Below are 13419 nucleotides of genomic sequence, written 5' to 3' on the forward strand. Positions count from 1 at the left end.
CAGGTTGGTCGAACACGGCAACTCTACCGGCTGGCATGGTGGGCGGATCGGCCCTGCCGGCCGATTTCGCCGTGGGCGCACAGCACGCGGATGCGGCGCGCGCAGGCGCCGGCCGGCGATGTCAGTGCACGCCGCTAGCGTGGAGATCGTGACAGATGAGGCTCGGGACGACGAGGGCCAGCGCGCCGTGGTGGATGCTGCGGCGACCGCGTCCGCCCTGGTCATCGGGGCGCCGGGCACGGGCAAGACCCGCACTCTGGTCGAGCGCGTGGTGCGCCTGCTCGCTCCTGAAGGGGGAGCACTGCAGCCGGAGCAGGTGCTGGTGCTCACGCCGAGCAGGCAGGCGGCGACGTCTCTGCGCGATCGCATCGGGGTGCGCGTGCGCCAGGCGACACCGGGTGCGCTCGCCCGCTCGCTGGGCTCGTTCGCCTTCCAGATCGTCCGCGGATCCATGGTGCGCGACGGCCAGGATCCGCCCGCGCTGCTCACGGGCGCCGACCAGGACCGCATCATCGCCGAGATCCTCGCAGGAGACGAGGAGGACGGCGTCATCGACTGGCCTGAGGCCCTGGGCGCCCCGGTGCGCGCATCCAAGGCCTTCCGCTCGGAGTTGCGCGCCTTCCTCGCCGAGTGCACGGAACTGGGCGCCGACCCCGAGCTGCTGCGCCGCAGCGGAGACGAGGCCTGGCGGGCGGTCGCCGACTTCATGTCGGACTACCGCCGGGTTCTCGACGGCATGCGCTCCGCGCATCGCGACGCCGCCGACCTCGTCGCCGAGGCGACGGCGGTACTGCGCACCGCCGAGCCGTCCGCTCTGGGACCGCTCGGCGCGCTGCGCGTGGTGCTGATCGACGATGCGCAGGAGCTGACCCGCGGCGGCATCGAGATCGTGCGGGCGCTGCGGGCCAGGGGAGTGGCGGTGCTCGCCTTCGGCGACCCCGACATCTCATCCGGCGCCTTCCGCGGAGCGAGCCCCGAGTTGTTCTCACGTCTGGCGACCGAACTGGGTCACGTGATGGTGCTCGATGTGCCGCACCGTCAGTCGTCTGCTCTCAGCGATCTGACCCGGACGGTGACTCAGGCGATCGGCGCGGCCGGGCGCATCGAGCACCGGCGTCCGCCGTCGGGCGCTCCGGAGCCTGAAGGCGCGGGCGGGCAGGCCGGCGCCGGGGTGACGAGCTTCCTGGCAGCATCCCCTTACGAGGAGTTCGACCGCATCGCGGGAACTCTGCGCGACTGGCATCTCTCCCACGGTGTCGCGTGGCAGGACATGGCGGTGATCGCCCACGACACCCGTCAGGTGTCGACCCTCGAGAGCGAGCTGGCTGCGCGCGAGATTCCCACCAGGGCGGCGGGCGTGCAGCGTCCGCTCGGCGATGAGGGGGCTGTACGCGATCTGGTGGGGCTGGTCGATCTGGCGCTGCAGCCGGTCGAGCAGCGCACGCCCCAGCAGCTCGAAGAGGCGCTCGTCTCGCCCTTCGGGGGCATGGACGCCATCGGGCTGCGGCGACTGCGGGCGCGACTGCGCCACCAGGAGCTCGCCGCCGAGGGCGCGACGCCCGCCCGCGAACTGCTGCGGCAGGCGATGGTCGACCCGTTCCCGCTGAGCCTGATCGACGCCCCGGAGGCGCGGGCAGCGACCCGCTTCGCGAAGACCCTCGCTGAGATCTCGGCCGCCGCGGCCGCGGGAGAGACGATCCACGATCTGCTCTGGCGGGCGTGGGACGCGGCACGAGCCGTCGACGGCCGTCCGCTGCAGACGGCGTGGCGCGAGACGGCTCTGCAGGCCACGGGTGGTGAGACGGCGCGGGCACTCGATGCCCTGGTCGCGCTGTTCGACGCCGCCAAGCGCTTTGTGGAGCGCACGCCGAACGAGAAGCCCGAGCGATTCGTGCGGGACATCCTGGGCAGCGAGGTGCCCGAGGACACGCTGTCCTCGCCCGACCGCCCCGGCCGGGTGACACTGCTCACCCCGGCGACGGCCCTCGGTACCGAGTTCGAGGCGGTGGTGGTCGCCGGCGTGCAGGACGGCGTCTGGCCGAATGTGCGCCTGCGCGGCGGAATGCTGCGCACCTGGCGCCTCGCCGACGCGGTCACCGCGCAGCGCACCGGGGTCGAGATCCCCGCCCCGGGCGTGCTCGACCGCCGGCGCAGCGCCTTGCACGACGAACTGCGACTGTTCGTGCGCGCGATCTCGCGGGCGCGCAGCCGGTTGCTGGTCACAGCCGTGGACGACGACGACCTGACGCCCAGCGCGTTCTTCTCGTTCCTCCCGCCGCCCGAACCTGCTGAGAGGCATCCGGCGGCCGAGCATCCGCTGACCCTGCGCGGGCTGGTGGCGCGTCACCGACGCACCCTCACGACGTCCCCGTCCGAGGCGGCCAGAGCCGAAGCCGCGGGCCAGCTGGCCGTGCTGGCCCGGGAGGGCGTGCCGGGAGCGGCTCCCTCACAGTGGTACGGCGTAGCGCCGCCTTCGACGGACACACCCCTGCGCGACCTCGCGATCGAGGCGGCCCGGGTGTCGCCGTCGAAGATGGAGACGTTCGAGGAGTGCGGTCTGGGCTGGGTCGTGGCCGCGCTCGGCGGAGACACGGTGCTGCCGCCTTCGGCCGGAATCGGCACGATCATCCATGAGGCGATGGAGAAGCATCCGGACGGCGGCCTGGACCGCCTGCACGCAGTACTCGCCGAGCACTGGCCGGAACTGGACTTCGAGACGGAGTGGATCGGGCGGAAGGAGCGCCGTCGCGCTGAGCAGTACGTCGACCGCCTGCACCACTACCTCGCCGAGGTCAGACGGGACGGTGGGCGGGTGCTCGCAGGCGAGGTGGAATTCCGCTTCGCCGTGGAGGTGCCGGACGAGCCCTCCGACGCGACGCCTGCCGTGCTGCGCCTCGATCCGGAGAGCGAACAGGGAGAGCGGGCGGCGACACCCTCGCGTCGGGCAGTCATCCACGGGTTCATCGACAGGGTCGAGGCGTATCCGGCCGGTGCCGGTGAGCATCCTGAAGCGCGAGGGCGAGGCTGGACGCCGATGGCGGATGGGGGAGAGCGGGTGGTCGTCGTCGACCTCAAGACGGGCAAGAACGAGCCGGAGAACGACGGCAAGGTCGTCGGGCACGCCCAGCTCGCCGCATACCAGATCGCCGTGCAGGAGGGACTCGTCGCGGGCGCCGACCCCGCCGCGCTGGGCGGCGCCCGACTGGTGCTGGTGGCGAAGACGCTGGCGAAGAGCGACTACAGGGTCGCTCACCAGCACGCGCTGGACGAAGCCGCCCGCAGCCAGTTCCTGCACCGGGTGGCGGATGCCGCGCGCGGCATGTCGGCGAGCAGTTTCACCGCACAGGTCGAGTCGCACTGCGCCGACACGCAGGGGCGCGTGAAGTCGTGCCGCATCCATGCGATCCCGGCGGTGAGTGCCTGATGTCCGCGCCGTCGCCGGATCTCGGCGTGCTGCCGGCATCCGCGGGGCCCGGCACCCTTCCGACCGCACGAGAGGATGCGGGCGGATGGCCGCACGTGCCGCACATCTCCGCCACGGATGTCGCTGCCGCGCTCGGTCTGCCCACGCCGACGCCCGCTCAGCAGCGTGTGATCGAGGCACCCGCGTCGCCGGCGCTCGTGGTGGCGGGCGCAGGCAGCGGCAAGACCGAGACGATGTCCGGCCGTGTGGTGTGGCTCGTGGCGAACGACCTTGTGCGTCGCGACGAGATCCTCGGCCTGACCTTCACCCGCAAGGCGGCGGGCGAGCTGTCGGAGCGCATCGCAGCGCGGCTCGCGATGATCGACGAGTACGGAAGGCGCGGGCTCCTCGCACACCTGCCCGGCATCGTCGCCTCCGGTGAGCTGCACCGCGTCGACGCCGCCGCGCCTGGTCGTCAGCGCGAGCTGGTGCGCGCGCACGTGCTCGACGAGCTCGCTCTCCGGTACCGCACCGGGTGGGACCCCTCCACGCCCCGCACCGCCGACGACCTCATGATCCGACCGCGTGTGTCGACCTACAACGCCTTCGCCGACGGCATCGTCCGAGAGCATGCCGCGCGCATCGGCCGCGATGCCGACGTCGCGATGCTCAGCCAGGCGGCGTCGTGGATGCTCGCCCGCGAGATCGTGCTTCGTGCCGATCTGCCCGAACTCGAAGGCATCGACTTCGCCGTCACCACCGTGGTCGATGCGGTGCAGCGGCTTGCCGGCGATGCACTCGACCACAGGGCGGATCTCGACCGCGCCGGCCGCATCGCCGTCGACACCGCCAAGACCTTCGAGCCCTACCGCAGCAACGCCGACGTCGAGAAGGCCGCATCCAACCTGCTCGCACTGCCGACCCTGGCCGCACTGGTGAAGGAGTACATCGCCGAGAAGCAGCGCAGGGGCGTGCTCGATTTCGCCGACCAGGTCAGCGGAGCCTACGACATCGTCGAGTCCGCGCCCGATGTCCGCGAAGAGCTCCGCGAACAGCACCGCGTCGTGCTGCTCGACGAGTATCAGGACACATCGGTCATCCAGACCCGCTTCCTCGCGGAGCTGTTCCGCGACTCGGCCGTGATGGCAGTGGGCGACCCGCATCAGTCGATCTACGGCTGGCGTGGCGCGAGCGCCGACAACCTGTACGCGTTCTCCCGGTCCTTCGCTCGCGAGCAGTCCGCGCACACGTACAGTCTGATGACCAGCTGGCGGAACGACCGCAGCATCCTCGACATCGCCAATCGTCTGCTCGAACCGCTGCAGCGGCCGGGACTGGACGTGCCACCTCTGCAGGCCAGGCCGGGCGCGGGCGGCGGCTCGGCGTCTGTGCGGTTCGCGTTCACTGTCGGTGACGAAGCCGCTGAGGTCGCCGGCTGGTTCGCAGAGCGGCGCGCGGAGCACGCCGCGTTCGCCGGCGGGGGAGACAGGCCGCACACCGGCGCGATCCTGTTCCGCTCCAAGCGGCACATGCAGACCTTCGCGGCCGCTCTTGCGTCCCACGGCATCCCGCACCGCATCCTCGGGCTGGGTGGCCTGCTGGCGACACCCGAGGTCGTCGACGTCGTCTCAGTGCTACGGGTGATTCACGACCCGAACGCGGGCTCCGCGCTCATCCGGCTGCTGGTCGGACCGCGGTTCGGGGTCGGGGTGGCCGACATGGCGGCGCTGTACGATCTCGCGACCGAGCTGTCCAAACGCGACAGCGCGCTGCTGCCCCTCCCCGACGAGCTTCGCGCCCGCATCCGCTCGTCCCGCGGCGCAGACGAGGCGGTGTCGATCGTCGACGCCGTCGATGTGGTGCGCGGCCTCCGCGACGACTACCGGCTGCTGGAGCGCATCAGCCCCGAAGGGCGCTCCCGCATCCGGGCCGCGGGCGAGATGCTCGAGCGGTTGCGCCGTGCCGCGGCCCAGCCGATACCCGAACTGATCCGGCTCATCGAGCTGGAACTCCGGCTCGACATAGAGCTCGCGGCGAATGAGACGCGGGGTCCGGCGCGGGTGGCGTCGACCCAGCTGCGGGCATTCGCCGATGAGGTGCGCGCCTTCCTGTCGGCCGACCAGCGGGGCACGATCGGCAGTCTGATCGCCTGGCTGGACAAGGCTGAGAGCACGGATGAGCTCATGCCGCGCCCCGAGCCACCGGAGCCCGGTGTCGTGCAGCTGCTCACCATTCACGGCTCGAAGGGTCTCGAATGGGATGCCGTCGCCGTGGTCCGACTGGTCGAGGACGAGCTGCCGTCCCGGGTGAACGACACCTCCGGGTGGTTCGGCTTCGGCATGCTGCCGTTCGCGCTGCGCGGCGACGCGGACGCCCTGCCGCGATTCGAGTGGGTGCCGCCCGGATTCGACCGTGCCGAGCCGGCCAAGAGCGTCAAGACCGGCGTCGCCTCGTTGACCAGTGCGAGCAAGGCCTCGCCGGGGGCGCTCACGACGTTCAAGGCCGAGTACAAGCGCTATCAACAGCAGGAGGAGCGCCGACTGGCCTACGTCGCCGTCACTCGTGCGCGCTCCGATCTCCTGCTCACGGGTTCGCACTGGGCGGGCCAGAAGAGCCCCCGCACACCGAGCCCCTACCTTCTCGAAGCGATCGACGTGCTCGGACTCGATGCGATCGGCACCGTCGATCCCGACGAGAACCCGTATGAGGGCAGCGGCATGATCAAGCAGTGGCCGCTGGACCCGTTGGGAGGCCGCCGTGCGACCGTGACCCGAGCAGCCGACGCGGTGAACTCGGCGCTCGCCGAGGTGGAGCGGATCCAGCCGTCGGACGAGCTTGCACGGCTGCTGGCCGAGCGAGAGGTGCGGCTGCGCGGCGCGGATGCCGATGCCCCCACCCGCGTGCCCGCATCCCGGTTCAAGGACTACGTCACGGACTACGCCGGCACCCTCGGGCGGATCGTCCGGCCCATGCCGGAGCGGCCCTACCGGCAGACGCGTCTGGGCACGCTGTTCCACGCCTGGGTGGAACAGCGGTCCGAGCAGGTGGGGGTCGGCACGCGAATCGACGAGACGCTGTGGGAGACCGACGAGGACGCCCCGGATTCGGGCGATGTGTCCGAGGCGGATGCGGCCGATCTCGCCGAGCTGCAGCAGCGCTTCGAGAGCAGCGAATGGGCGGATCTGAAGCCCATCGCGGTCGAGATCGAGATCGACTTCGCCTTCGGAGGGCACGACGCCCCCGGAACCGGCCATATCGTGATCTGCAAGCTCGACGCGGTGTACCGCCGAGAGGACAGGGGTGGGCGAATCGAGATCGTGGATTGGAAGACCGGACGAGCCCCGCGAACCGACGCCGAGCGTGAGGAGCGGATGCTGCAGCTCGCCCTCTACCGGCTGGCCTACCACCGGCGATTCGGCCTTCCGCTGGAACAGATTGATGTCGCGCTGTACTACGTGGCAGATGATCTCGTCATCCGCGGCGAGCGGATCTACTCCGAGGAGGAGCTCGTCCAGCGCTGGAGCGCGGCACGCGCAGCCCGCTGAGCCTCGTCCTCCGGCGCGAGATCGGTGTCAGGAGCGTCTGTCGCCGGCGTCGACCGTACGGGGGCCGACGCTCCCGCCGATCCGCGCACACCGGAGACCTCTGTGAGGTCTTGCGTCGCCTGCTCCCCGCCCCCGAGCTCCTCGGCGAGGTGCTGGCCCGAATCACCAGCGGGAGCCGGGTGCGTCCTCTCGTCCGAGCCGGACTCCGCGGGCGCCGCAGGGGTGCCGGCCGTCTGTTCATCGTCGTCATCGGGCCACAGATCGGATGCGCGATAGGCGTCGGTCTGCATCGAGGTGTCGACGGCGGTCGCTGCGGTGTCAGGCACCCGCTCGAGTACGTCGAGAGCTGAGTCCACGCCGCCGGTGTACGCGGCGGTGACACGCAGATCGTCACTGCGCAGTCCCTCCGCGAGCGAGTCGAGGAGGGCGGCAGCGTCGTCGACGATGTCCGGCCGGCGCATCTCGGCGCCGTGCACCAGCCAGCGTGCGAACTCGAGCTCCGCGTGCAGTCGGGCGCGCACGCGCAGTGCGTCATCGGTGGCACGCGAGGACGTGCCGGCGTACGCCGCGTACACGTCCTTCGCGGCATCCGGAGCACCCGAGAGCCAGCCGAGGTCCTCGGCGGGATCGCCGACCGAGAGGCCGCGCCAGCCGAGCACGCCGATCACCTGGGGGCCGTCGTCCGGGTCGTCCTCGAACAGGAACGAGTTCGCCTGCATGCCCCCCAGCGTCACGGCGGTCTCGAAGCGCCACAGCTCATCGTCGGCGGCTGCCTCGCGCCAGCGCACCGTCAGCCGCGCCGGTACTCGCCCCGTCGCCGCCGCGCGATCGACGAGACCCTCGATGTCACGGCGCACCTCCGCGGCATCCCGCACGGTGAGACCTGCCGAGCGAACCACCGAGGTGGGCAGCGAGTGCAGCGCCGCGACAGCGGAGCCGATGGAGGTCGCGGCGCCCCTGCCCGCAGGGATGTCGGCCGCGTCGACCTGGAAGCCGGGCAGCAGTTCGGTCACAAGCGCGGGTGCCTGGCCGACGCGGGTCTCGCCCAGGTACGTCGGTGCCCGGAACGGGAGCATCTCGCGCGCCCCTGCCGTGAGCGCGCGCAGCGCCAGCGCTTCCTCGGCCAGTTCGCGCGCCGCCGCGTCGTCATCAGTCGCCCGGATCGCCACCTCACGGCCGTCGGCGAGGGTGGCCACTGCCGAGTCGAAGCGCCCGTCTCCGTCGGAGGTGAGCGCGCGGGCGCCGACGACCTCCGCCCCGGGCAGAGCAGCCGTGACCGCCGCCGCTAGAGTGAAAGAAGAGCGTGCCATGTTCTCCAGGGTAGGTCTGCACCCGGGGCGGTACGCCCACGCCACGCCCGTGCACCGCTATACGGCCAGGCGCACGGCCGAATGGTGCCGCGTACGACAGCAGGGAGTTTCCGGATGAGTGATGGGGCATGCCTGCTCGACCGGACCGCCGACCTGCGCAGTGATGCAGGGCTCATCGAGCGGCTGCGGGCCGATCCGGGCACGCGCGCCGTGGTGGTGAGGGAGGGGCGGGTGCGGCTGGAGTCGGACGGGGGATCCGCTGGGGTCGTGCGGGTGCCTGCCGACGGTGTGGGGGATGCCGACTGGGCGTTGTTGGGGCGCGACAGCGATGGAACCCCTCTGCTGCTCGCATCCGTCACGACGCAGCCTGACTCCATAGACGCTGCTCCGGAAGAGAGCTGGTACGGTCTGCGCGACGCCGGCGGCCGGCTGCAGGCGAGCGAACTGGAGCTGTTCGTCACGGCCATCGCCCTCGGCCGGTGGCTGGCCGATTCGCGGTTCTGCCCCTCCTGCGGCGCCGAACTGGAGCTGCGCCAGTCGGGATGGTCGAGGTGGTGCGCCGCGTGTGAGCGAGAGCATTTCCCACGCACCGACCCGGCGGTCATCGTCGCAGTGGAGAGCCCCGACGGCGAGCGACTGCTCCTGGGGGCGAACGCCACGTGGCGCGGGAGCATGTACTCCTGCTTCGCAGGGTTCGTCGAGGCGGGGGAGTCGCTGGAGCGCACCGTGCACCGGGAGCTGTTCGAGGAGGCAGGAGTACGCCTCGACAGCATCCGGTACGTGGCCTCGCAACCTTGGCCGTATCCGCGTTCGCTGATGATCGGATTCCGGGCCGTGGCCGTTGACGAGCACACCAGGGCCGACGGTGAGGAGATCATCGACGTGCGCTGGCTCAGCCGCGAGGAGATCGGCTCCGCGCTTGCGGGCGAGGGGCCCGTCGGCCTGCCGGGAGAGGCGTCCATCTCCCGTCAGCTGATCCGCGACTGGTACGAGGAACGACCCGCTGGTGCCGCGGACACCGCGCCGGGCGGATCGGCTTCAGTCGCACTCAGCGCGGAGGGAGAGACGACGTGAGCGCCTTGGATGCTCTCGACGAACGGCAGCGCGAAGCCGCCTCCATGCTGCGCGGACCTGTTGCTGTGCTCGCCGGTGCCGGCACGGGCAAGACCCGTGTGATCACCCATCGCATCGCGCACGGCGTTGACACCGGCGCCTACACCCCGTCGCGCGTGATGGCGGTGACCTTCACCGCCAAGGCGGCCGGTGAGCTGCGCGGACGTCTGCGCGCGCTCGGCGTCGGCGGGGTGTCGGCCCGCACCTTCCACTCGGCGGCGCTGGCTCAGTTGAACTTCTTCTGGCCGACCCTCACCGGAGACACCGCTCCGAAGATCGTCGACAACAAGGTGCGCCTGCTCGGACAGGCGGCAGACGCTCTGCGGCTGCGGCCGAGCACAGCCACTCTGCGCGACATCGCGTCCGAGATCGAATGGCGCAAGGTGTCGATGCTCTCGATCGAGCAGTACGCCGCGCAGGACCGGCCGATCAGCGGCATCCGTCCCGAGCAGCTCGTCGAGCTGCAGACCGCGTACGAGGCTCTCAAGGACGAGCGTCGCCAGCTCGACTTCGAGGATGTGCTCCTCGCCTGCGCGGGGATGATCGAGGCGGAACCGAGGGTCGCCGCCGCGGTGCACGAGCAGTACCGGCACTTCACCGTGGACGAGTTCCAGGACGTGTCGCCGTTGCAGAATCGGCTTCTTGAGCTCTGGCTCGGTGACCGCCGGGATCTGTGCGTGGTGGGTGACGCCAGCCAGACCATCTACTCCTTCGCCGGGGCGCAACAGCGCTACCTGCTGGAGTTCGAGCGGAGGTACGCCGACGCCACCGTCGTGCGACTCGAGACGAACTACCGGTCGCTCGCCCCCATCCTGACGGCGGCGAACGCGCTCATGCACGGACGGCCAGGAGCGCTCGAGCTGGTCCCCGCCCGCGACGGCTTCGGCGCGGACGCGCCGACGGTCACCGCTTACGACAGCGACCGCGACGAAGCGGAAGGCGTGGCCTCGGGGATCGCGAAGCGGATCTCCGCCGGTGCGTCACCGGCGGAGATCGCCGTGCTGTACCGGTCGCACGCGCAGTCGGCCGCGTTGCAGCAGGCGCTCGCGGAGCGCGGCATCGCGACGAGCGTGCTCGGCGGTACGCGCTTCTTCGACATGCCCGAGGTGCGCCAGGCGGTGCTCGGGCTGCGGGGAGCGGCGGTGTCGCCCACGGATGCCGGATTCCTGCCGAACGTGCGGGATGTGCTGCGCAGCCTCGGCCTGACCGACGAGCCTCCGGCGGCGGGCGGTGCCCAGCGCGACGGCTGGGAGGCGCGACGTGCCATCCTGCGCCTGGCTGAGGACGCGCCGGCGGGAACGACACTGCGCCAGTTCGCCGATGACCTCATGGCCCGTGCGAAAGACCAGCACGAGCCCGAACTGCGCACCGTCACGCTCTCGACCCTGCACGCGGCGAAGGGCCTCGAGTGGCCACACGTGTTCCTGACCGGCTGGGCGGAGGGACTGCTGCCGATCTCGTATGCGACGACGTTCGAGCAGATCGACGAGGAGCGCCGCCTGGCGTACGTCGGCATCACGCGGGCCGCGCGAACTCTGACGGTGTCGTGGTCGCGGTCAGCGGGACGCGGGGAGCGCTCGGCGTCGCGCTTCCTCGCCGAGATAGGGACCACGTCTCGCGGCACCGGCATTCTGCGTGATAGCGCACCGAGCGCCAGGAGCGCCGCCCGTCGAGGCTGACTCGCACCATCAGACCGGCCGCCTGCGTCGGCGTGCGCAGGATGCGGCCGACCAGCTCCGCCGCGCCCGCGATGCGCGTCGAGGCGATCCGCCCCAGCGATCGGCCGACCAGCTGAGCGTGCAGCATGGGCCAGGCGGGGTCGCGCTCGCGCTCGTGGGCATCGCGGCACGACAGGCACGGCGTCTCGCCCGGAATCACGAGGGGGCCGACCGTCGTGGCGTCGCGCTCGAACGCGACCGGAAGGTGGGGCACATCGTCGCGCAGGTATGGGGCCAGCTGCAGAGCGGCCGCTGCTCCCTCGACCGCGATCACGCCGATCGCCGTCGGATCGCCTCTCGACCCCGACGCCACGCCCTCGTCGAGGAGGGCTTCGCGCAGGCGCTGCAGAGCGCGATCGTCAGACACGTTCACCCCCTCGACCCATGCCGGTGGCGCGGGCGGTCGGTCGTCGACCAGCACGGGTCGCAGCTCGTCCAGCAGTCGACGCGCGGCATCGCGGGGAGCACCGACGCCATGGGCGACGACATCGAAGGAGCTCAGCCGGATGCCGCCGGCCAGGCGGCTGAGCAGTGGCTCGATCCAGTCCGCGTCGATGCTCACGCGCACGATGCCGTCGATCCCGAACTGCACCGTGCCGGCATCGCGCCATAGTACGGGGTGGCGGGGGTCGAGACGCGTCAGCGTCGGGGGAGTGAGCGGACTCATGCTCCTGATTGTGTGCGTCCTCTGTCGCGCAGCGGGCTCCCGCGCGATATCTGTGGACAGATGCGCGGTTGCGGGCGCCGGTGCAGGACGAATTCGAGGTGCAGGGCGAGCGGTGGGCACCGCTCGCCCCCAGCGTCTCTCGGCCGACTAGACCGGACGATCGCCCTCGGGGCGGTCGTCGGCGCCGTGCTCCGGGTTCTCCGTGCCAGCGGCGTCCGACGTCGGGGCATCAGACGTGCCGAGTTGGGACGCCGTGCCGCCGGACTCGCCCTCGACGGATTCCTTCTCGTCGGATTCCTTCTCGTCGGAGTCCGTGGTGAAATCGTCACCGGCGAGCAGCCGCTCCAGCGCCTCGTCGAACTCGTCGACCGCGGGCGCCTCGCCGCGTGCCACCGACTGCAGTCGGTCGATGAGCGCGGCGGGGTCGTCGATGTCGGATGACTGGGGCATGAGGTCCGGATAGTCCCAGAGCGAGTCGCGGCCGGCGATGCCGACGGCATCCGTCACCGCCTGCCACATCGCCGATGCCTCGCGCAGTCGCCGAGGTCGCAGCTTCAGACCGACCAGCGCCCCCAGCGCGTCTTCCGCGGGGCCTCCGACGGCGCGGCGCCGTCGCGCCGCCTCAGCCAGACGAGGACCGTCCGGCAGGCGCGCGATCGCCTGCTCGGTCACCACGTCCACCCAGCCGTCGATCGTCGCGATCAGATTCTCCAACCGGGTGAGAGCTTCGCGCTGCGCCTCGGTCTGCGCCGGCAGCAGCTCGCCGGCCTCGATGGCGGCTCGCAGTTCCTCGGGGTTCGTCGGGTCGAGGCGCGACGCGACGTCCTCGAGCGCATCCACGTCAACGGTCACCCCGCGCGCGAAGTCGGTGATCTGCGAGAGCAGATGCAGGTGAAGCCACTTCGCATGCCGATACAGCCGGGCATAGGCGAGCTCGCGCACAGCCAGGTACAGGGCGATCTGATCTTCGGGAACCTCCAGGCCCTCACCGAACGCCGCGATGTTCTGCGGGATCACGGCCGCCGTCCCGGCCGGCAGCACGGGGATGCCGACGTCGCCGCCTGAGACCACCTCGAGCGAGAGCCGGCCGAGGACCTGGCCGAACTGCGCCGCGAAGAGCGAACCGCCCAGGCCGCGCATCAGCTGCCCGGCTCCCTGGACCATGCTCTGCATCTCCGGCGGAACCTGTCCCTCGAGTGCCCCGGTGAGAGCGTCGGCGATGCTGGTCGAGACCGGCGAGGCGATCTCCTTCCACACCGGAAGAGTCTTCGAGACCCATTCACCGCGGGTCATCGCGGTGGGCGCCGAGCCGAGTGCCGAGAGGGTCGTGGCCTCGCTGAGCCAGAGATCGGCCAGCGAGAACGCGTCGACCAGCGACGTGCGCGCGCTTTCGGTGATGCCCTGCCCCTCGCGGTTGGCGATGTGCAGCGCCTGGCGCTCGGCGCTCTGCCACGGATCGCCGCCGAAGGCGCCCTGCAACTGCGACATGAGGGCCGACATCATGCTCGGGTCGAACGAGACCCCTCCCATGCCCGACAACGCCTCGCGCAGCGCCTCCGGATCGACCTGGCCGCCCGACATCATGCGTCGCAGCAGCTCCTCGAAGTCCTTCGGATCCTGTTCGTCATCTGCCATGCGATCGCCCTCTCAGCATGCCCGTAGC

General features: G+C 71.1%; 6 protein-coding genes. 4 read left to right on the forward strand and 2 right to left on the reverse strand.

The features are described from left to right. Positions 1-148 precede the first annotated feature (148 nt). Entirely contained in the window at positions 149-3424 is a 3276-nt protein-coding gene (locus tag RIN43_RS06010) for an ATP-dependent DNA helicase (protein WP_309127980.1), read from the forward strand. After that, positions 3424-6948 carry an ATP-dependent DNA helicase gene (locus RIN43_RS06015; RefSeq protein ID WP_309127981.1) on the forward strand — a complete coding sequence of 1175 codons (3525 nt, stop codon included), beginning with the start codon at positions 3424-3426 and terminating at the stop codon, positions 6946-6948. Before RIN43_RS06010 ends, RIN43_RS06015 begins: the two co-directional genes overlap by 1 nt. On the opposite strand, the gene RIN43_RS06020 is transcribed toward RIN43_RS06015, so the two are convergent. Further along, positions 6894-8258, reverse strand: coding sequence for a phosphotransferase (locus RIN43_RS06020; RefSeq protein WP_309127982.1), 1365 nt, complete (start codon positions 8256-8258; stop codon positions 6894-6896). The two genes, RIN43_RS06015 and RIN43_RS06020, sit on opposite strands and share 55 nt — an antisense overlap. A 114-nt stretch (positions 8259-8372) precedes the next feature. On the opposite strand from RIN43_RS06020, the gene nudC reads away from it, so the two are divergent. Continuing rightward, positions 8373-9332 (forward strand): NAD(+) diphosphatase, encoded by a 960-nt coding sequence (gene nudC / locus RIN43_RS06025; protein ID WP_309127983.1) that lies wholly within the window; start codon positions 8373-8375, stop codon positions 9330-9332. A 44-nt stretch (positions 9333-9376) separates the two neighbouring features. Continuing rightward, on the forward strand, positions 9377-11050 hold the full coding sequence (locus RIN43_RS06030) for an ATP-dependent helicase (RefSeq protein WP_375163717.1): 1674 nt from the start codon (positions 9377-9379) through the stop codon (positions 11048-11050). An 853-nt stretch (positions 11051-11903) separates the two neighbouring features. On the opposite strand, the gene RIN43_RS06035 is transcribed toward RIN43_RS06030, so the two are convergent. Continuing rightward, positions 11904-13391: a zinc-dependent metalloprotease gene (locus RIN43_RS06035; RefSeq protein WP_309127985.1), complete on the reverse strand. Its 1488-nt coding sequence runs from the start codon at positions 13389-13391 to the stop codon at positions 11904-11906. Positions 13392-13419: the final 28 nt, after the last annotated feature.

It is taken from the genome of Microbacterium sp. (assembly GCF_031178445.1).
In the GTDB taxonomy this organism is placed as follows: Bacteria; Actinomycetota; Actinomycetes; order Actinomycetales; family Microbacteriaceae; genus Microbacterium.